The sequence below is a fragment of the Marinobacterium iners DSM 11526 genome, from assembly GCF_900107855.1.
Lineage (GTDB): Bacteria > Pseudomonadota > Gammaproteobacteria > Pseudomonadales > Balneatricaceae > Marinobacterium > Marinobacterium iners.
Genome location: NZ_FNRJ01000010.1, coordinates 1 through 19,959 on the forward strand (window position 1 = coordinate 1; position 19,959 = coordinate 19,959).

The following is a 19,959-nucleotide window of genomic DNA, read 5'->3' on the forward strand; positions in this document are numbered from 1 at the left end:
GGGCTATACGCCCCGGCAGCCAGGAAGCGGCACCAACGGATGTTGGCGCAGCACGGTAATCTGGCGCGGATGAAGGTTCGAGATGCTGAGCCCATGGAGCAGGTGTTGTTGTGTTGTAAGGCCTGTGGTGCGCACGCTGAGTTGCTGAGACGACGTTGTCGCAAGGCTGTAAAAGGAATTTCCCTTATAAAGAGGGACGGTGTGTTGGTAGGGGGCGGCTATGTCCAACAAGGCGTTGAACGTGACCTTGAAAGGGGGAATATCGGTGACTCATCATGAACTCTGTGCCAGCGTATATTTTTTTGCGCTTTCAGCGGCACGTTAACTAAACGTTAGCAGTCTTAACTGGGTTGAAAGCGATCATATGAAGGATTTACTACTTGTTTTGCCCGCATTGGCTGGATGTCTTAGTCTTGTAGCGTGGGGCTCAGAAAAAGCACGGAATATTGTTTTAAATGTTTCAATTATCTTTCAACGAATAAAAAATAAGATATCTGAATATAAAAATATATTTATTTCACTATCTGCGGCGATAAATATTTGTAGTGGAGTGTATGTTGCCTATATTCTATTGATGGATAAAGATCTACTATCATCCTATTTTATTCTGAGCTATGCTTTTCTGGCTAATCTCGTGGTTTTTATATTAGGAGTAATTCTTTACTTCTTAAACGTACCAATAAAAGTAATCCACGGTTTTCTATCTTGGACTATTGATCATAATTTCGAAAACAGGTGGAAATTAACGTGTGTCGTACTGATAGCAGTTCCAACAGCATATCAGGTCTTAGGAAATTAGTGATATACCGTAGCTGCAAAACAAATGTTAGCGGTAAGAGAAGGAAATAATGAGCTTTCCATCAGACATAAAAGGCGCGATGCGAGACTGTATTCTTAAGCTACTTTGGCCAAAAAAGGATATTGTACAGTTCTTCTCAGATAACGGCTGTACGAAGGCTGATATTACCGCCATTGGCTCCACGCAAGAAAGTCATCGTTCTAAGCTTGTTGATAATATGTTTGCGCATCTATCTTCGAAGTCGGATGGAGGGCTTGGGCCTTTCAGGGCTATGCTGCAAGCACTTACAAATTGGTCGCAGTTTGATCCGTATTACTTCGAAAGACTCGGCAAGCTTAATCGTGGCGAAGCGGAACGCTCCATTACACATTTAAAGCAACTTCAAGAAATAAGAGATCACAAGCTAAGAGAAGAAAAGAAGGCTCGTGAGGCAAAGGAAGCTGAGGCGAAAAACCCGAAGAAAACCCTAACTGATCTTAAAAATCGTTTTATTGAGTTACTACAAGGTGCTGCATCTCCAAACAGAAGGGGATATGAACTAGAAGAAATACTGCAAGAATTAGGAAAAATATCCAAACTTGAAATAACCGAGCCATACAGGGTCAATGGCGAACAAATAGATGGTGCTGTTAAATTTGAAGGTGAACATTATTTAGTTGAAGCCAAATGGCAGGATAAAGCGTCATCGAATGAACCAGTTTATCAATTTGCGGGAAAGGTTGAAGGTAAACTATACGGTCGTGGTATTTTTATTTCTGTTAATGGATTTAGTGAAAACGTTGTATCATCATTGGTTTATGGAAAAGCCATTAAAACGATCTTTGTTGATGGTGAAGACTTGATGATGGTTTTAGAAGGGCTACAGACGTTTTCAGATATGTTGGACAAGAAGGTTAAGGCAGCGCAAACTAAAGGCTTTATTTATATTAATGCGATTACATGTAAAAATAAAATAAGCTAACAAAATTATGAAATTGACCTCAATAAGCTACGCTTCTTTCGTCAATTTATAATGACGTTATATTTCACGGAGGTAATGTGCAAAGGAGAAGGATTGTCATTCTAGGCTCTATCGGAGTAACTGTAATAATTAGCTTGGCTGTAGCTATATACTTTTCGATAGCAATTGATAATCGAAAACAAATAGCAATAGACCTTTTAACTAAGCCAGACGGGAGTCTCAATTACAACAATTTAGAAATCCTGCTTAACGAAAAATATATGTCGAGTTCGGGTTTTGAAGGTGTTGTAGAGTTTGTAAAAAATTATGGTGGGGTCTGCACTGAGCATGTTTGCAGGTTGCCCGTAGCTGGTACTTTCTGTGTCATTGAAAACGCTATAATTACGTTACAAGCCACAGAGCATTCAAAATATTTAAACGTGGAGAGGCGCCTAGATGGGTGCTAAAAAATATAACAATCACATCAAAAATCGCTCCACTGCGTTTCGCTGGACGTCGCTGACGCTCCGCCTTTTATGTGAGCGTTAGGCTTTCAACTCAAGGAGATGCAAATGGCGACGGTGCCATCAAAAGAAGACACAGCACATGTAATCCTAGAAATATTTGTGGAGCACTTTAACTCCCGCCCGGGTCATGTCCTGAGAATCAATAACTTCACCTCAATTTGGCATTCTCGTGGACTCACATCAGAGGACTTTAATGTGGGGATGGAATATGCCGTTTCTCAAAATTGGGTGGAGGCAATGCCGTCCGGCGATTCATATAAGCTAACTGACACGGGGTACTCCAAAATGGCGACACTACCAACACCCGAAGAAACTGCTCGTGAAATACTAGGAATATTCGTGGGCAACTTCAACTCACGGCCTGGACATGTCCTGCGCATCAACAACTTCAATGCGGTTTGGCATTCTCGTGGATTGGCCTCAGAGGATTTTCAGTCGGGAATGGAGTATGCCGCTGCTCAAGGTTGGGTGGAAGTCCAGTCAGGTGGTGACGCATTCAAGCTCACGGATGCTGGGTTTGCAGAAGCCTAACAATGCAATTAAATTCGCTCCCTACGGTCGCCGGACGCTCGTTCCTCGCGCCGTTTATTGCAGGCGTTAAATTGAGTACCAAGATCCATGCTCTACGAGAAGTCTAAGAAAGCCATTTCGGTTTTGGCGTCACTCACCCCGAATACTCTGTTGCCGAAATTTGGCGCATGGGCTACCGCAGACAGGGTGGAGTTCTATGTTTGGGCAGAAATTTACCTGGTTTCGAGGTTTATTTTCTCGATTGTTGCAGCTCTATTGCTGCCGGTGAATCTGTTCCTTGGCTTTCTTGTAGCATTTATTCAGATAGGCTCCTTGATTTACCTTTTGAAAATCGTGTTTCCTGCTGAGAAGCGGGGACTCAGAGATTCCGGTAGATCGTTATTTTTCGCTCTGGGTCACTACTTGGAAATCGGGTTCTCTATGGCTTACGTCTATTGGTCATGGGGCGCATTTTCGGTGGAGGGGTTAAGCCGGGTAGATAGCATCTACTATAGCTTTGTAACTATGACAACGCTTGGATATGGAGATATATACCCAGCTTCAGATCTGACGAAAATGCTGGCAACTGGTCAGACCCTGGTTGGTATGTTCATGTTTGCAATCGTAATAGGGTTGTTCCTGTCTAAGTCGAGTCAGGACCACTGAAAATTTAACAAGTGGCTGTTGTCGGACGCACCTACGCTGGCGCTCCGGTGCGCCGCAAAGCCAAGCGTTAGCATTACCAAGGAGGTCACACAGTGAAGTGGGCATTTATCGACTACGAAAACATCGGGTGTCTTAGCAAAGTTGATCTTTCAGCTTATAGCAAAGTCGTTTTATTCCTTGGGGCGAAGCAGCCAAAAATAGATCTCGGTGAGAAAAAATACGACACGCCAATTAATCTAGTGTTAGTCCAACTTAAAGCCACTCAATCAAACAATTTAGATTTCCACCTTTCCTACTACCTCGGGAAGTATGACAGCGAAGCCCCATCGGGTGTCAGCTTTGATATTATCAGCAACGACAACGGTTTTTCCCCACTTATTGCCCATGTCAAAGTGAATGGCAGATCATGCAAGCAGGTCAAAGCGGCATCAGATCCGAGCGCCAAAAATAAGCTGATAACATTTTTGACATCTACCCCTAAAGACAAACGCCCGAAGAAGGTTACCAGCCTTCGAAATCATATTGCGGCACATATGGGTATCAAGGGTAACGAAGTGGCAATAAAAAACAATTTTAATCAATTAGTTAACGAAAAAATAATTCAGATTGTCGGAGATGACGTTGAATACAAATGCTAACAAGCGTTCAACTTCGGCCAGCAAGCTGGCCTGGACCTCCAAAACGCTGCGCGTTTTTCCGGCCCGTTAACGCAGCGTTAAATTTTCCATCGGATTTAGTGATGAATATTGAGATCGTAGAAAAAGCAGATCATCTTAAGCTGATAGAAGTCTGGGAAGCGTCGGTCAGGGCAACGCATGACTTTCTGGCTGAAGATGATCTACAGGAGTTAAAGCCGTTAATTCTGGAGCAGTATTTTGACGCAGTTGATTTAAGGTGCGCTAAAAACAGTAACGGTGAAATTCAGGGATTCTGTGGGGTGCATGACGGTAATATTGAGATGTTGTTCATCTCACCTGATGCACGCGGAAAAGGCATTGGTGCTATGTTGGCGGCCCATGCTATCAAAGAGCAAGGAGCATCAAAGGTCGATGTAAATGAGCAAAATGAGAAGGCGCTGGGTTTTTACCAACATATTGGCTTTAAAGTGATAGGTCGCTCACCAGTTGATGGTCAGGGTAAGCCATATCCACTGTTGCATATGGCGCTATAAAAATTTAACAAGGCACAGCAGTCGCTCCCATTGGTCGCAGGGGCCGCTAAAACGCTGCGTTTTTTTTCCGGCCCCTGTGTACGGCGTTATATGCTATGAAATATTTACTGATACTTCTCGCGTTGATTTCATTCCAAGCTAATGCAGATGTTGATCTAGTGCGGGTCGATAAGTCTGAGAGGAAAATGTATCTGCTGTCCGGCGGTAAAATAGTAAAGGAATACCATGTTGCACTTGGCGCTAATCCTAAGGGGCCCAAGGAACAAGAGGGTGATGAACGGACGCCGGAGGGTGAATACACCTTAGACTACAAAAAGGAAGATTCATCATTCTATAGAGCAATGCACATAAACTATCCAAATCAACAGGATATAGCGCATGCTGAGGAATTAGGCGTTTCTCCAGGTGGGTTTATCATGGTTCATGGTCAGCGTAACTGGCTAGGCTGGATTTCTCCAATTTCTCAGCGCTTCAATTGGACGAATGGGTGTATTGCACTGACGAACGATGAAATAGATGAGTTCATGGAGCTGGTTAATGTCGGTACAAAAATTGAAATTAAGTGGTAATGCAGATAACAAAGCGTTGAAAATCGTTCGCTTTGCTCACTGGGGCTTCAAAAGCTACGCTTTTTCGGCCCTTTAACTACGGCGTTATGAGTGATTTTCTATGAATGTGACAAGGAAGCCTGTTCATATATTTTTCATTGAGCACTTGCTGTATTCGGTGTATCTGTTCATTTGGTTGGTGTTGGCGGCTTTTGTCATACCAAAATTGTTGGTCCGCTACGCCAATGTCGTGCCGCCAGAGGTCGCAATTTGGGTTTTACCAGCGTTCATGATGATCCCAATAGTTGCAGTACTATACTTTTGGCTTCCTTATAGTGCAGTTCGGCTTTGGGTTGCTGCAGGTAACCACAATGACGGTATCGGGCAGTATGCGTGGCGTGTGTATGCTGCTGGTATCTTCTTAGTGTTTGGTTTTCATGGGGTGATGACGCTGTTTTCTGTCGGCGAATTTTTTGAACTCGTCTAGGCATCCCATAAGGCTAGGCGGTGTGTCATCCCATCATAACAAGACACAGCCGTTCGCGGCCGCCGGACGCCCGTTAGGCTGCGCACCATAGGCGCCGCTGAAAAATGGATTTATGATAAGAGGAATAGTGATGAAAAATTTTGAAGAAATATATATCAAGGATATTGAAAAGATATTTAGCACAGAAAAAAGAGTTAATGTTTTTCTGAGAATAGGTGCAGTAGTAATGACGCTTGGATGCTTAATTATATTTACTGAATCATTCTATGAAATCTTGCATGGGTCTTGGAAAGACGAAATATCTTTAGGTAATCTATTAGATATGCTCTTCATAGGCTGGCTATTTTGGCCGATGTCGTATGTTGCAATAAAAGGTAAAGGCCCTAAAAAATGGTCGCCATATTCTTATTAAAATCTCATAAATAGGATTTTAACTGAAAAAACATCATGCGAAGAATCAGTGTCAAGCGCCCAAAAGCAAAAGTACGTGGTGTAGAAAGGCGAATGAGAGCCCTGGATAAATGGGCGGACTCTTTTGATGGCTATTTTCCCTCCGAGTACTCACAAGAGAGGTATTGGAATTGGAAACTGCCCGTCTTGGATAGGTTAGTGGAGCCTCCGACGACAAGTGATGAGATACAGTCGCACTGTGCGCAGGCAATACTTAGAGCAGCCAAACACTTATTTGAGGCAAGGCCAAAAGAATATGACCAAGCGGTCGTTTCAGCCTTAATAACCTACCCAGACATGTTTAGTAGTGAGATTTGTATATTTTTTGACAGAGAGTATTTTGATTCGTTTTTTGACAGGAATAGTGAATGGCAGTCTTTAAGTCCCATCCCCGATAGGAAGCTCTCAAAATTGTTAAGCCTAGAAGTACCGTCTCCATTCATTCAGTCAGGCTATCTATACCAGATAAAAGACGAATGGGAAGGCGAAGTCACCACTTACGAGGGGGAGTGGTGGTCATTCTATGCTTTCTAGAACGGTTAACAAATCACAGTATCGGAGTCACTGACGTGGTTCCGGTGTGCTTGGTGTTAAGTGTATGAGCTACATATTTTTTTACATGTTGAGAGTTATAATATTCCTACTGTTTTTGGTGGGCACACTCGCAACAATAAATTCCTTGATTTTTCCGGGGGTAGGATTTTTTATTGGTCTTTCGGCTACTTGTTGGTTTTTGTGGAATATGACGATTTTGCTGCTTCCTAATAATAAAAAAGGTATTGAAGGCTTCGATAAGCTTCAATTTTTTAACTCAAACTTTAAACGCACCATACCATGGATGGCAGGGGGAGTAATATTGGCGGATTTTGGTGGAATTATATTTGGCACTTGGTAGGTCACTTCTCTCACGACACTCAGTGCTAATGGGGCTTTGGTAGCTGCGCTGCCTCCTTTGCATAAAAATATGGTGTTAGGTGTGTTTATGGAATGTATATCGATAGCTCCGATTATATTTGTTTGCTTGTTTCTATTAGTATTCGTTTTCTATCCAATATGGGGTGCTTTTGAGGGTTTTCTACCAAGCAATAGAATGTCGAAAGAAATTCGGTTAACATTTTCATCGGGTATAGATTTTATGCATAAAGAAATATCCGCTATGAGTTTAAGGTCATTATTTGTGCTACTGATCTATCCCTTCGCAGCACCTTGTATGGCGTCGGCAGCCTACCCAAAAACAGCGTTTTTATTAATTGTGGCGGTCATAATATCTGCGAATATATTGAGAGGTTACGTATGCACCTAACCAGCTGCATCAACTGTGCTGTACAGTTCCCCCGGTTCAGTGGACACCTCGATCAAATTCAGACGAGGTAAAAAATACCAGCGTACAATAAGCACAAGAAAACACAGTAGTACACGAATGAGTTCACGGCCTAAGATGTTAAGCTTGTGGTCTGGTCTATTTGATTCTGGCAGAGTATGAGTCAATACGCATAACCAAAATGTCTACTTTCTGTGGGTAGAACAAGCGATTTGGGAGAGGAAAGTGCAGGAATTTGATTACTTAGAGATGAACCGCGCAGGTTGGGATAGGCGTGCAGTAGTTCATTTCGGTTCTAGTTTCTATGACCTGCCGGGCTTTCTGGCAGGTGCAACCTCTCTTCGTGAAATCGAGTTGTCAGAGCTTGGGGACGTGAACGGCAAATCTTTGCTGCATCTGCAGTGTCACTTTGGCATGGACACGCTGTCGTGGGCTCGCAAGGGAGCAATTTGCACGGGCGTTGACATATCGCCGGTTGCCATTCAGAAAGCCCAGAACCTGGCTCAGGAACTCAAGTTGAATGCAGAGTTCGTATGTACAGATGTTTATTCTTTCAAACGCTCAGACTTAGCCCCATACGATATCGTGTTTACTTCATACGGCGCACTTTGCTGGCTACCAGATTTAAGCCGATGGGCTGAGATTGTCTCTTCAAATCTTGCAGTTGGTGGTTGCTTTTATATTGCGGAATTTCATCCTATCTATGACCTTTTGTCAGGATATTCGTATTTCACCCAAGTGCAACCTGATGTGGATGAAGAAGGTACGTACACAGAAAATGGCTCAGATGCGATAGTCAAGCTTGCGACTTGGGCACATCCAATGTCTAGCGTTATTAACGCATTGATTAATGTTGGCATTCAAATTGAGCGTGTAAGCGAGTATCCGTTCAGTCCATACAACTGTTTCGAGGGTATGATTGAGCGTGAACCGGGTCGTTTTTACCTCAGCCACAAGGGAAATGATATTCCAATTGTCTACAGCATAACTGGGCGAAAAGTCGCCTAACAACTGTTATATTGGGTTGATTATAAAAGTGGGCATTCGTCTTTGGATTATGGGGTAGAATAATCCCTCACATAATATATGATGAGCCGGGTGAATTTTTTGATCTTATAAATGGCCACGGTTATGTGATGGCGATATCAGGAATACTATGATATATATCATGCTTTTAACCGTGTTTGTAGCGTTACTTGCGATATTGGCTCTAGTCGTTTATGCCTTTAATAAATTGCCACGCTCTTATTTCTTCTTTTTATTTTTTACTCTTATCACAAGCCTTATTGTGGCCTTGAAAATATATGAGAGAAACTTCAAATTAAGTGTTGTTCCGGATGCTCTTCAGGTTAGCTCTATTGCTTATAGTAAGGAGGAATCTTGGGGTTTTGGCCCAGGTGGTAATGAGGCAGGTATAAGGGTTTATCCACTATCTGAAAAAATATCTAATCAAATCAAAGAGCGTGGTATTGATTATTTTGAAACTCTACCTGCAAATGAAAACCAGAAAAATAGGCGGTGGCGTGGGATATACGACTCATGGAGTGAAACGCCTGTAAAAGAGGAAAAGTATTGGAAATATGATGAAGGAGGGCGGCTTGACGTTTATGATTATATTTGCAGATATGGTTTTTGTATAAATATTGATGAAGATGTTTTGAGGCAAGCAACCGATATCATCAATAGTGAAGGTAGTTACTATGCCTATGGGCGTATTGGTTTAATTGTTATAAGCCCAAGAGAAAACATTGTTTTATATGTGTATAATGGGTAACAATATGCCTAATAATTCAAAAAGTCGATAACGCATATAATCAAAAATATTTTCATATAGGGCTGTATTTAAATTATATATTATGGAGAACAGTATGGATTCCAGGGATCTTAGTGACAAAGAAATACTCGATATTGTAAAGCCGTTGGCTGAGCATACCGAGAACGCATGGAATGAAAAGAACTATAATGATTTTATACGCTATTTCTACGAGGAAAGCCCCTCGGATACTTTCCCTGAAGAAGATTTTAAGCGGCAGATTGAAGAAAATTATGATATATATGGAAAGCACACAATAGCAGATTTGGTGGCTATACATAGAAATCCAGATCATGTGATTGTGCTGTGGAAGGTTGAACTGGAAAAGCGAAAAGAGCCAGGGCTTCTGATCTACGGTTTTAAGGAGCGTGCTGGACAGGTTTTAATTGAAGGCTGTGCATACCACGCGTAAGAATTAATAGTAACGGCGCTACCCAGAATTTTTAAAGGACTAACGTATGAAAATTGGTTCAACCATTGCAAACACCATTTCTTGTTTTTGTGTGGCTGGAGTTCTTTCTGTTCCTGTCTTTGCGGGGGATGGTGGAGCAGGTGCAACAGAGTGTAGCTATAAACAGGCCCAGGATAGCATGCTCCGGTTTAACAATGTCATGCAAGAGCTGAATCTGGAGATAGTAAAGCTGCAAGCGGCTGGAAAGCCTATTCCCGAGAGTCTACACGGAAAGTTGACTCAGATGGTGGATGAGTCCACGCCATTGAATGTGATGATGGGCGAGATACCCAGCCCTGAGTCGATACAGGCATCTACGGCGGTCGATCCGACCATCTGTCAGGGATACGAGGGACTGATTGAAGCCTATGGCGGGAATTCGGCCGGTGTCGTTCAGGTGCACAAGAATGCGGAGTGCGACCAAGGTTCGCTTTGGACTCGCTATGGTGAAGCGATGCAAGCGGTAACTCGCGCCTTTCAGGAGCAGCGGATCACACGTGAGGATGTTGATCAATTCCGGGTTATGGATGTTCAAATCGGGCAGTATTCCACGACGAACCTTGGCAAGGCCTGTGAGATTCTTGAAGAGTACGAGTCTCAGGTGAGCGCCATCCAGTAATGGTAATCTCGGCCAATCGGGGTCTCAATAGGCACTTATCCGTCGCTGAACGGCAAGGATAACTGCGAAGCACGCAGACAGGGCATGACCAAGAAGTTAATACTTATGGTCATGCCCAATCTTCGGGTTTAACTTATGGGCTGAGGACCTCCACCGCTACTGTGCCTGTACTGCTGCCTATACTGTTCTGTATGATAATCGAATGTGTATGTGCCAGGCACTGCAGGGTTCACAAGATCGAATGAGCCGTCTGAGTAGACGGTAATTGTACCTCTGGCAAACGGGCTGGAAGTGTTGGGTATAAGGTCTGCCGATACGCTTGCATCACCGCCCCCCTCCACTGGCTCAAGCTGGCTGCCGGCGTACCTAGGTCTCCGGTGCATTAACAGAGCGTATTTCCAGCGTAATACCACTGGTGTTGCGATAATCCTGTGGCCCGGTTGGCACTGCTACGCTGCCTCCCTGTTGCGCGGACAATTCTGTCGTTGCAGGGCTTGCCGTTGTTTCTTGAACGTATACGCCGCTGGATACCGCGGTTACGGTACCCCCCACTGTTAGTAACAGCCCGAGAATTTGTTGTGCGCGGTTGCGACTCAGTTGGCGCAAGCCAACAATCGCAAGGATGATTCCAAGTGGTAACAGCAGCAGCGAGGGAATCGGAATCGCATGAGCAGCCCTCCTGTGGCCTGCTAGGATATTTGATAGGTTTTTTTGTGTTTAGACTGACGCAGAAAGTTAACCAGCATACCCCCTGAGCCAGTAAGCTCGACTGCGTTATTGTTCATTTTCTTCGGTGTTGTACAATATATAGCCTGTTTATTCCAATATGAGGTGTTTGTCCAATGCGCCATTGATGCCGCCGTTGTTGTGACGGCCAGTCTCCATCAGCCCCTGAGAGCAGGGGGAGTTCTTGGCATCTTTGGAATACAGCATGACGAATATTAATCTCGTAGTGAAAGACATGTCTTTCGTTCTGCCGGACGGCAGGACCCTTTTCTCCGCTCTGAATGAACAATTTGATTTGCGCCCAACAGGACTGGTGGGGCGCAACGGTATTGGTAAAACTGTGCTGGCAAAGTTACTGGCCGGATTGCTGGAGCCCGGTACCGGTTATTGTCGGTGTGCCGGTAGCGTGCATTACCTGGCGCAACACGTGGGTTTTTCAAGGGGGTCTACAGTGGCCGACTTGGCAGGAGTCAGGCACCGACTGGACGCACTGTGTCGAATTGAGTCAGGCAGTATAGCCGCGGAAGATTTCGAAGCGCTGGGCGATCACTGGGATCTGTGCAAGAGGCTCCAGAATGAGCTTGAACGCAATCATTTGGGCTACTTGCATGCCGATACACCGGTCGACATGCTAAGCGGCGGTGAGGAAATGCGCGTTTCTCTGATTGGGGCCATGCTGTCGGATGCGGATTTCTTGATTCTGGATGAACCGAGCAACCATCTTGATCGTCCAAATCGGCAGGCGTTAATCGAGCAACTGCAGCGTTGGTCGCGAGGGCTGATCGTGGTGAGCCACGACAGGCAGTTGTTGGAGTCGATGGAACGTATCGTGGAGTTGTCCCCCCAGGGGCTGCGCAGCTATGGAGGCAACTATTCATTTTACGTCGAAACCCGTGCGCATGAACGACAGAGCGCCCAGCAAACACTTGATGAATGCAAGCTTGAACGGCAACGTCAGGAACGAGTAATGCGGAAGCACAGCCTGCGTCAGGAACAACGGCAGGCACGTGGCAACCGGCAAGGAAAAGAGTCGAACCAGGCTAAAATACTGCTGGATCGGCAAAAAGAGCGCAGTGAGGTGTCATCAGGTTCGCTACGCCAGAAACAGGCCATTACTCGAGCGCGACTTGATCAACGTGTACGGGAAGCGGCTAATCATGTTGAAGATGAATCGCACGTAACCCTGCATGCGATCCCCGTGACGCGGATTGCAAAACGCTGTGTGGCTGAGCTGGATAATGTGATATTGCCGCATTTGGAAGGGGATACCCGCACAATAAGCTTGACCATAGGCGGGCAGCAGCGTATCGGTATCATTGGCCCGAATGGTTGTGGCAAATCCACGTTGCTGCGAGTGCTTGCCGGTAAGGCTGTGCCCGTGTCTGGGACATGCCTTGTGACACCTGAGTATGCATATCTCGATCAACGGCTGGAGCAACTTGATTCAGAGAAAACTGTGCTGGAACAGCTTCAGATCGCCAATCCCACAGCGACGGAGAGTGATCTGCGTATGCGCTTGGCTCAAGTAGGGCTTGAAGCGCACAAAATCACGACACCCAGTGGGTTGCTCAGCGGTGGTGAGCGTCTCAAAGGAGCACTTGCCTGTGTACTTTATGCTGACTCGCCACCGCAGCTACTGTTACTGGATGAGCCAACTAACCACCTTGATTTGATGTCAGTACAAGCATTGGAAATCATGCTGCGGGGATATAAAGGCGCTCTGGTGGTTGTGTCGCATGATGATGTTTTTTTGAAAAACATTGAGCTGACGGATCACGTGTGTGCGACTGAGCATGGTTGGCGTTTGCAGTGCCCGTCATTGTCTGGCCTTCACCCATCTGAGATCGTGCATTAGGTTACGCCAAATAAGGTAAGCACCATGGATATTTCGAACATACTGCTATTTTTGTCGATTGCGTTTATCGCAACCATTACCCCAGGCCCGGCCATCCTGCTTGCGACTTCACACAGTCTTGCCTATGGGGTGAAGCGCTCGGTTTTCACGATACTGGGAAATATAACCGGTTTATTCATCATGTCGGCGATGTCTGTTGCCGGTCTCAGCGCAATTATCCTCGGATCGGCGCTCTTGTTCTCGGTTGTTAAATTTGTTGGTGCAATCTATCTCATCTACTTGGGAATCAAGCTTTGGCGAAACGGGTTCGCAACGGTCAAAAGCTCGGGCTCTGTAACATTGCAAAATGCCAGTCGCATGAAGCTGTACTCAAGTGGACTGGCTGTTGCGCTGAGTAACCCCAAAGCCATCGCATTTACAACGGCTCTGTTTCCCCAGTTCATAGCGCATGACCAGCCTGTGCTTTTCCAATTCAGTATTCTTGTCGGTACCTTCATGCTCTTGTCGTTCTGCTGCATACTTGGGTATGCGTATGCAATTCATACAACTCAGAAAAGGTATTTGGAGTCACGACACAATTACCTGGGGAAGGTTCTGGGGGGAGCGTTCGTTGCCTCTGGTATCGCATTGGCCTGCACATCACATAGAGCAGTATGACAGCCTGTGCTGCGTATTTTTAGGACAAACAGGATGGAAAATGAATATTGAAGTTGTACGGGCTGATTACGAGAACAGTCGACACCAGTTGGACATCCCGTTTCTGCTGAATGTCTATGCCTGCGATCCGATGGGTGGCGGCGAGCCCCTGAAGGATGATGTGATGTGCAACCTGGTGCCGGCGTTGTCTGCCATACCCCATGCGTTCAGTATACTGGCTTATGTGAATGACAAGCCGGCCGGTCTGGTGAACTGCTTTGAGGGGTTCTCAACCTTTGCCTGCAAGCCGCTGATCAATATCCATGATATTTGTGTACTCGGTGAGTACCGAGGCATGGGCTTGAGCCAAAGGCTTCTGGAGAAAGTTGAGGCAGTGGCGAAAGAGAAGGGGTGTTGCAAAATCACCCTGGAGGTACTCAGTAACAATACCGTGGCCAAATCAGCCTATGAGAAGTTTGGCTTCTCCGGTTACGAGCTGGACCCCAAGGCGGGGAGTGCCGTTTTTTGGCAAAAGAATCTTGAAGCTGTTTGATGTGTCTGCCATTTGGCATAGTGGTTGAGGAGTAAGGGCAGGAGTCCTGATTGCATATGACTGATTCAGAAAAGCCTGTTTTCTGGCGAGACAATCGCATGTCATACATTGAGCTGCGAAAAGTGCAGGCGGGCAGAAAGGTGTGTTATGCGCCTCACAGCCACAGGCAGTGGTCCTTGGGTGCCATTACGAGGGGGCAGAGTACGTTTCTGTACCGTGATGAGCAGTATCGAGTCGGTGAGGGCGATCTGGTTATCGTGAATCCGGAGTGGGTGCATGCCTGCAACCCAATCGATGATCAACCATGGGGCTATCTGATGCTGTATGTTGATACGGATTGGTTGGCTCGGTTGCGCCACGAGGCCGGCTTGCTGGGTCGGCCCGTCTGGGAAGATATTCCGACAGCAACACTGACGCATCAGCAGATATATGACGGCTACTGCATGATGGCGCAATGCCTGCTTGATCCAGACCGCGCGTTGCTGGAGAAGCAGACCGCCGTTGTTGAATATCTGACGGGATTTATGCAAAGCCTCGCTGGCCATACGGCTGCACCGCAGCCCAAGGCCCCGGACAATCTTCAAGCGGTGGCCGACTATCTCAAGGCGCATGCCGCAACCGCCGACGTGTCCCTCGACAGCTTGTGTGAATGTACGGGCTTTAGTGCCGGTTACCTGATTCGATCATTCAAGCGCCATTTTGGTCTTACGCCACATGCCTATCTGATCAACTGCCGCATTCAGTATGCACAGCAGGCGTTGAAAACGGGGGCGCCGATAGCCGAGGCCGCACTGGATGCCGGCTTTGCAGATCAGCCACATTTTCAGCGTACGTTTAAGCGTTTGCTGGCGGCAACGCCACAGCAATACCGCCGAGGATCAGTCGATCAGCAGATAGATGCAGCTGGCCGCAAGTAGCACGGCAAGTGCTCGATTGATCAGGACCAGTGTGCGGGGGCGCTGGATGAATCGGCGCAGATAGGCGCCGGTGTAGACCCAACAGCTTAACGACAGCCAGCAAATAGGCAGGTAAAGAGCTGCGAACAGGAAGACTTCTCTCACGTCCTGACCACTGGTGTAGGCACCGATGCCCGACGCCGAGGCCAGCCATGCTTTCGGATTGAGCCACTGCATGATGGCCCCGGTCATAAAGCCCGGCGCCTTGCTGGCATGTTCTTCCGGCAGTTGGCCGTTATCGCGAAACAGCTGAATGCTGAGGTACAGCAGAAAGGCGATGCCGGCCCAGCGCAGCAAGGTGGCAGCGCCCGGTAGCGCCAGGAGCGCGGAATAAAGCCCCAGGCCAATGGTCATAAATAGCGCTATAAACCCCAGAGTGGCACCGGTCACAAAGATCAGACCCCTGGAAATGGGGTAGCGGGTGCCGCTGCTCAGGCATACCAGGTTCACAGGGCCCGGTGAAATCGATGCGGCAAGCGCAAAGGCGGCCATGGGCAGAATCAATGTGAGTGTCATTACGGTCTCTCTACCAGTGCGTTCGACCAGAGTGTGCGATAGATGCCGCTTGGCGTATTGAACAAAATTGCACTGCTCGGGCCGATCGGGATAGGGATTCTTCCACCGCTTTGCGCTATAATTTCGACTTTCTTAACCCCTGTCGGCGTTCGCCCTCAGGCTCAATCCTGAACAGTTGATCCCTATGTCTGCACACACACCCAAAGTTGGTTTTGTCAGCCTTGGCTGCCCCAAGGCGCTGGTTGATTCCGAACGTATTCTCACCCAGTTGCGCTCCGATGGTTACGAGGTGGTGCCCTCCTATGATCAGGCGGATCTGGTGGTGGTGAACACCTGTGGCTTCATCGATGCAGCCAAAGCGGAATCCCTGGAAGCGATTGGCGAGGCCCTGAACGAAAACGGCAAGGTGATCGTGACCGGATGCATGGGCGCGCAGGCGGATGAGATTACCAATATCCACCCGCAGGTGCTGGCCGTGACCGGGCCGCAGCAGTATGAGCAGGTGGTGGGCGCGGTGCATCAGTACCTGCCCAAGCCCGAGCGCAAGCATGAGCCGTTCATCGATCTGGTGCCACCTCAGGGGATCAAGCTGACACCGCGTCATTATGCCTACCTGAAAATATCGGAAGGCTGTAACCACCGCTGTACCTTCTGCATCATTCCCTCACTGCGCGGCGATCTGGTATCGCGCCCGGTGGGCGATGTGATGGATGAGGCCGAGCGTCTGGTGAGTGCCGGGGTACAGGAGCTGTTGGTGGTGTCGCAGGACACCAGTGCCTACGGCGTAGATACCAAATACCGTACTGGCTTTTGGCAGGGGCGTCCGCTCAAGACCCGCATGAAAGAGCTGTGCGACGCGATGGGTGATCTGGGCGCCTGGGTGCGTCTGCACTACGTCTATCCCTATCCGCACGTGGATGATGTGATTCCGCTGATGGCCGAGGGCAAGATCCTGCCCTATCTGGACATCCCGTTCCAGCACGCGCATCCGGATGTGCTACGTGCCATGAAGCGTCCGGCCGCCAGTGAGAAAACGCTGGATCGCATCAATGCCTGGCGCGACATCTGCCCCGACATCACGCTGCGCTCCACCTTTATCGTCGGCTTCCCGGGCGAGACCGATGCGCAGTTCGAGTACCTGCTCGACTTCCTGGATGAGGCTCAGCTGGATCGTGTAGGCTGCTTCACCTATTCACCGGTAGAGGGCGCGACCGCCAATGCGATTCACCCTGCTGTACCTGAAGAGGTGAAAGAGGAGCGTCTGGCGCGCTTCATGGAGAAGCAGGTGGCCATCAGCGCGCGCAAGCTGCAACAGAAGATTGGCCGCGAGCTTGAAGTGTTGATCGATGAAGTCGGTCTGGATGGCTCCATTGGGCGTACGCAGGCGGATGCACCGGAAATCGACGGTCAGATCTATCTGCTCGATGACGTGAACGTGAAGCCGGGCGACCGGGTGCGTGTGCGCGTAACCGATGCAGATGAGCACGACCTTTGGGGCGAGCGCATCAAGCCCTGAGCTTTTTTTACCCTGATCCACGCCAAATCCGGGCGCGTAATATGATGGCCCGGGTTTTGCTTATGGGTTAGGCCACATCCCGCATGTTTATCGAGGTTATTATGCAGTATTCACTCTTTCCCTGGTTTCAGCCGATCGTGGAAATTGCCACCGGTCGTGTTGCAGGTTATGAGGTACTGGCCAGACGCAAGGATGAACAGGGTCGGGTTGTATCGGCGGGTGCCTTGTTTCAGGACTCGACGCTACCGGCTGCGGAGCGCCTTCAGCTGGACCGTGATGTACGCCGCCAGGCGCTGAATGCCTTTCTGTCCGCGCCGGAAGATACCTATTTGACCATCAACCTGTCGCCGGAATGGATTGATGCGCTTGATCCGCTGGAGCCCTTGCCAACGCTGGAGATGATGCGTGAGGCGGGTGTGGACCTGAGCCGTGTGATTGTCGAAATTACAGAGCATGGCGGTGGGATTGATCGCATTCACCACTTGGCTCGCCGGTACCGTGCTGAAGGGGTAAGGGTGGCGCTGGATGACTTTGGCACCGGTTTCCAGCAGCTGGATCGGCTGTTGGCCTTTACACCGGATCTGCTCAAAATTGACATGCGCATGTTCAAAAACAGTGCATTCGGGCACCAGGAAAGTGCCCTGTTGCACACTTTGGGTGACATGGCGTCGCGTTTGGGCAGCAAGCTGATTTTTGAAGGGGTTGAAACCGAGGAAGAGTTTTTCCTCGCGCTGCAGTGTAACGCCAGTTACGTGCAGGGCTTTATTTTTGATCCGGCACTGCCCGATTTTCTGGCACCGGATGCCTGCTATGATCGGGTACAGCAGTTGCTGCAGCGCTATCTGGAGCAGATGATCGAGCAGTCTGCGCGGCGGCAGTGGCACCTGGAAGGCATGCAGAGCCAGTTGTTGGCGTTGCGTGATCTGTTGCTGGCGGGTGAGGGGGTTGAGGCTCTCAAGCATTACTGCCCGGATGCGGCGATTCTACGCTGCTTCATCTGTGACCGTCAGGGGCTACAAGTATCACCCAACTATGAATATCGAGACGGCCAGTGGCACGAAGATGTGCGGGTGATTGGTCACAACTGGAGCTGGCGCCCCTGGTTCTATCAGTTGGTGGCGGCTGAGGATTATGAGCGGCGGATTCTGCGCTCGGCGCCCTATATGGACATCAGTGGCAACCAGCGCTGCTTTACCCTGACGCTGGCACTGGACCAGCAGCGGGTGCTGCTGGTGGATGTGCTGGATCAGCTGGCCAGCGGTGATCCGATTTCGCCGCAGACTTCGTTCCACAGTGACTTGATGCCGGACTTGTCCTGATCACTGAGCTGATCAACACTGAAGGCATTGTCGAGGCTTTCCTGTAGGTTGTGCAGGAAGGCTTCGCCTGATTCTGGCATTTCGGCTGCAACCAGATTCAAGTGGCTGATCAGGTAGCTGCAATAAAACAGCTCGTCAGGCTTGTCCAGAGCGGATTGCTCGCGTGCCAGAAGGCAGTTCTCGGTTGCGCTGATCAATGCTTCGCTCATGGTGTCTCCAGGTTTTTCAGCAGCAGGGCGTAGGTTTTGCCATCGGATTCGGTCTGCTGCAGACGTACGATCAGATAGTCCAGCTCCGGTGCAAACCAGATCAGGGTTTCGCGGTCGGCATCTTCGCCCCGGTCTCGCATGACACGCACCGTATTGAAAGTGCCGTAGGGCGTCTTGACTTCTTCTTCACCGGTCACCGCAAAGGCGTAGGTCTTCAGCTTGCCGCCATCCGCCACTTGATAGGACATGCTCTGCTGGCCGGCCTTCAGGTCGAGCCGCATCTGCAGCTGATAGCTAAGCTTGTCCTGCGTACCTGGGCCAATCACCATTTTCCAGGGTTTGTCCTTTACCACGGTTGTGACCTTACCGGCGGGCCAGTCAAAGTCGATGTGTGCGCTACGGCTTTTGCCGAGCACCTTGCGGTAGTAATCGTATTTAAGCGGGCGAATCATCTCGCCGCTGCGGTAATTGAAGGACGATGCTTCGCGGATGCCCGCCATCATGGCGGAGGCCTCTGAACTGAAATGCCAGAGACCACCGGTATCCTGCCGCAGCTCGCGCACCGCTTCACCGCTGAGTGATATGCCAAGGTCAAACTCGGTCGTATACACTGCCTTGAATGGCGGCAGAGGGTCGGTGTCGGCGAGAGCGGGTGTGCCCAGCAGTAACAGGGCTGACAGCCATGCTGCCTTGAATTGAAGAGTCATGCAGCCTCCATCGGTCAGATGCCGTATTGGAAACCCGTTATCGGAAGAGGTTCCCCATCAAGCGTAACGCCGGTATCGGTCAGTGCCAACCGGTTCAGACAAAACCACTCCACCGCCAGCGGGTAGATCCTGTGCTCCAGTGCATGTACGCGCTGCTGCAGACTGTCAGCGGTTTCATCCGCGGCAATCGGGACGCTGGCCTGTACGATCACGGGGCCTCCGTCCAGCTCCTCGGTGACGAAGTGAACGCTGCAGCCGTGCGCTTCATCGCCGGCGTCCAGGGCACGCTGGTGCGTATTCAGCCCCTTGTATTTGGGCAGCAATGAGGGATGAATGTTGAACAGGCGGCCATGGTAATGGCGGACCAGTTCGGGTGTCAGAATGCGCATGAAGCCGGCCAGTACCACCAGGTCGGGGCTGTAGCTGTCGATCAGCTCAACCAGCGCCTGATCAAAGGATTCACGGTCGGCAAACTGCTTGTGGTCGAGCAGGCGGGCATCGACGCCTGCCTGCTCCGCCCGGGTCAGGCCGTAGGCATCGGGGCGGTTGCTGATCACCGCCACGATGCTGCCGTTAATCTGTCCCGTGCGTGTCTGATCGAGAATGGCCTGCAGGTTGGAGCCGCTGCCGGAGATCAGTACAACGATGCGTTTGGACGCCATGT

General features: G+C 48.9%; 26 protein-coding genes and 1 pseudogene. 22 read left to right on the forward strand and 5 right to left on the reverse strand.

Annotated elements, in window-relative coordinates:
* From BLV48_RS19210 to BLV48_RS11415, 16 genes and pseudogenes are all read left to right on the forward strand, one after another.
* Positions 1-279: pseudogene (locus tag BLV48_RS19210) on the forward strand (IS91 family transposase); the annotation flags it as partial.
* Between the two features lie 569 nt (positions 280-848).
* The gene (locus tag BLV48_RS11345; RefSeq protein ID WP_091826906.1) at positions 849-1,760 is read left to right on the forward strand and encodes a restriction endonuclease; all 912 of its coding nucleotides are present in this window, start codon (positions 849-851) and stop codon (positions 1,758-1,760) included.
* A 77-nt stretch (positions 1,761-1,837) separates the two neighbouring features.
* A complete protein-coding gene (locus tag BLV48_RS11350; RefSeq protein WP_091826907.1) occupies positions 1,838-2,206 on the forward strand; it encodes a hypothetical protein in 369 nt (122 codons plus the stop codon).
* A 105-nt stretch (positions 2,207-2,311) separates the two neighbouring features.
* Positions 2,312-2,797 carry a hypothetical protein gene (locus BLV48_RS11355; RefSeq protein WP_091826908.1) on the forward strand — a complete coding sequence of 162 codons (486 nt, stop codon included), beginning with the start codon at positions 2,312-2,314 and terminating at the stop codon, positions 2,795-2,797.
* Positions 2,798-2,884: 87 nt separating this feature from the next.
* Entirely contained in the window at positions 2,885-3,442 is a 558-nt protein-coding gene (locus tag BLV48_RS11360) for a potassium channel family protein (RefSeq protein WP_091826909.1), read from the forward strand.
* A gap of 92 nt (positions 3,443-3,534) precedes the next feature.
* The gene (locus tag BLV48_RS11365; protein WP_091826910.1) at positions 3,535-4,080 is read left to right on the forward strand and encodes a PIN domain-containing protein; all 546 of its coding nucleotides are present in this window, start codon (positions 3,535-3,537) and stop codon (positions 4,078-4,080) included.
* 101 nt (positions 4,081-4,181) lie between these two features.
* Positions 4,182-4,613: an acetyltransferase gene (locus BLV48_RS11370; RefSeq protein ID WP_091826911.1), complete on the forward strand. Its 432-nt coding sequence runs from the start codon at positions 4,182-4,184 to the stop codon at positions 4,611-4,613.
* 95 nt (positions 4,614-4,708) lie between these two features.
* The gene (locus tag BLV48_RS11375) at positions 4,709-5,182 is read left to right on the forward strand and encodes a L,D-transpeptidase family protein (protein ID WP_091826912.1); all 474 of its coding nucleotides are present in this window, start codon (positions 4,709-4,711) and stop codon (positions 5,180-5,182) included.
* A gap of 100 nt (positions 5,183-5,282) precedes the next feature.
* Entirely contained in the window at positions 5,283-5,648 is a 366-nt protein-coding gene (locus tag BLV48_RS11380; RefSeq protein WP_091826913.1) for a hypothetical protein, read from the forward strand.
* 130 nt (positions 5,649-5,778) lie between these two features.
* Complete coding sequence (locus BLV48_RS11385; protein ID WP_091826914.1) at positions 5,779-6,060, forward strand: hypothetical protein; 282 nt, start codon at positions 5,779-5,781, stop codon at positions 6,058-6,060.
* A 92-nt stretch (positions 6,061-6,152) separates the two neighbouring features.
* On the forward strand, positions 6,153-6,632 hold the full coding sequence (locus BLV48_RS11390; protein WP_175527651.1) for a DUF3916 domain-containing protein: 480 nt from the start codon (positions 6,153-6,155) through the stop codon (positions 6,630-6,632).
* A gap of 64 nt (positions 6,633-6,696) precedes the next feature.
* Positions 6,697-6,993, forward strand: a complete 297-nt coding sequence (locus BLV48_RS11395) for a hypothetical protein (protein WP_091826916.1) — start codon at positions 6,697-6,699, stop codon at positions 6,991-6,993.
* 651 nt (positions 6,994-7,644) lie between these two features.
* Positions 7,645-8,427, forward strand: a complete 783-nt coding sequence (locus BLV48_RS11400) for a class I SAM-dependent methyltransferase (protein WP_254775025.1) — start codon at positions 7,645-7,647, stop codon at positions 8,425-8,427.
* A gap of 148 nt (positions 8,428-8,575) precedes the next feature.
* Positions 8,576-9,193 (forward strand): hypothetical protein, encoded by a 618-nt coding sequence (locus BLV48_RS11405; RefSeq protein ID WP_091826918.1) that lies wholly within the window; start codon positions 8,576-8,578, stop codon positions 9,191-9,193.
* Positions 9,194-9,287: 94 nt separating this feature from the next.
* The gene (locus BLV48_RS11410) at positions 9,288-9,644 is read left to right on the forward strand and encodes a hypothetical protein (protein WP_091826919.1); all 357 of its coding nucleotides are present in this window, start codon (positions 9,288-9,290) and stop codon (positions 9,642-9,644) included.
* Between the two features lie 178 nt (positions 9,645-9,822).
* Positions 9,823-10,302, forward strand: a complete 480-nt coding sequence (locus BLV48_RS11415; protein WP_139253911.1) for a hypothetical protein — start codon at positions 9,823-9,825, stop codon at positions 10,300-10,302.
* Positions 10,303-10,668: 366 nt separating this feature from the next.
* Here the strand turns inward: BLV48_RS11415 and BLV48_RS19590 are convergent, their stop codons facing one another.
* Entirely contained in the window at positions 10,669-10,998 is a 330-nt protein-coding gene (locus BLV48_RS19590; RefSeq protein WP_139253914.1) for a midcut-by-XrtH protein, read from the reverse strand.
* A 235-nt stretch (positions 10,999-11,233) separates the two neighbouring features.
* On the opposite strand from BLV48_RS19590, the gene BLV48_RS11420 reads away from it, so the two are divergent.
* From BLV48_RS11420 to BLV48_RS11435, 4 genes are read left to right on the forward strand one after another with little or no spacing between them, the layout of a single operon-like run.
* Positions 11,234-12,883, forward strand: a complete 1,650-nt coding sequence (locus BLV48_RS11420; RefSeq protein WP_091826921.1) for an ABC-F family ATP-binding cassette domain-containing protein — start codon at positions 11,234-11,236, stop codon at positions 12,881-12,883.
* A gap of 24 nt (positions 12,884-12,907) precedes the next feature.
* A complete protein-coding gene (locus BLV48_RS11425; RefSeq protein ID WP_091826922.1) occupies positions 12,908-13,540 on the forward strand; it encodes a LysE family translocator in 633 nt (210 codons plus the stop codon).
* A gap of 40 nt (positions 13,541-13,580) precedes the next feature.
* The gene (locus BLV48_RS11430; protein ID WP_091826923.1) at positions 13,581-14,072 is read left to right on the forward strand and encodes a GNAT family N-acetyltransferase; all 492 of its coding nucleotides are present in this window, start codon (positions 13,581-13,583) and stop codon (positions 14,070-14,072) included.
* Positions 14,073-14,128: 56 nt separating this feature from the next.
* Complete coding sequence (locus BLV48_RS11435) at positions 14,129-14,989, forward strand: AraC family transcriptional regulator (protein ID WP_091826924.1); 861 nt, start codon at positions 14,129-14,131, stop codon at positions 14,987-14,989.
* On the opposite strand, the gene BLV48_RS11440 is transcribed toward BLV48_RS11435, so the two are convergent.
* The gene (locus BLV48_RS11440) at positions 14,951-15,544 is read right to left on the reverse strand and encodes a LysE family translocator (protein WP_091826925.1); all 594 of its coding nucleotides are present in this window, start codon (positions 15,542-15,544) and stop codon (positions 14,951-14,953) included. The genes BLV48_RS11435 and BLV48_RS11440 overlap by 39 nt on opposite strands.
* Positions 15,545-15,728: 184 nt before the next feature.
* Between BLV48_RS11440 and rimO the strand changes: the two genes are divergently transcribed.
* Both rimO and BLV48_RS11450 read left to right on the forward strand, forming a co-directional pair.
* The gene (gene rimO, locus BLV48_RS11445; RefSeq protein WP_091826926.1) at positions 15,729-17,060 is read left to right on the forward strand and encodes a 30S ribosomal protein S12 methylthiotransferase RimO; all 1,332 of its coding nucleotides are present in this window, start codon (positions 15,729-15,731) and stop codon (positions 17,058-17,060) included.
* 101 nt (positions 17,061-17,161) lie between these two features.
* Complete coding sequence (locus tag BLV48_RS11450; protein WP_091827029.1) at positions 17,162-18,379, forward strand: EAL domain-containing protein; 1,218 nt, start codon at positions 17,162-17,164, stop codon at positions 18,377-18,379.
* Here the strand turns inward: BLV48_RS11450 and BLV48_RS11455 are convergent.
* Genes BLV48_RS11455 through purN form a run of 3 tightly spaced genes read right to left on the reverse strand, consistent with a single transcriptional unit; the run spans position 18,307 to position 19,957 of the window.
* On the reverse strand, positions 18,307-18,588 hold the full coding sequence (locus BLV48_RS11455; RefSeq protein ID WP_091826927.1) for a YfcL family protein: 282 nt from the start codon (positions 18,586-18,588) through the stop codon (positions 18,307-18,309). The two genes, BLV48_RS11450 and BLV48_RS11455, sit on opposite strands and share 73 nt — an antisense overlap.
* Positions 18,585-19,295, reverse strand: coding sequence for a DUF3108 domain-containing protein (locus BLV48_RS11460; protein ID WP_091826928.1), 711 nt, complete (start codon positions 19,293-19,295; stop codon positions 18,585-18,587). Before BLV48_RS11460 ends, BLV48_RS11455 begins: the two co-directional genes overlap by 4 nt.
* A gap of 14 nt (positions 19,296-19,309) precedes the next feature.
* The gene (gene purN, locus BLV48_RS11465) at positions 19,310-19,957 is read right to left on the reverse strand and encodes a phosphoribosylglycinamide formyltransferase (protein ID WP_091826929.1); all 648 of its coding nucleotides are present in this window, start codon (positions 19,955-19,957) and stop codon (positions 19,310-19,312) included.
* Between the last annotated feature and the right edge of the window lie 2 nt (positions 19,958-19,959).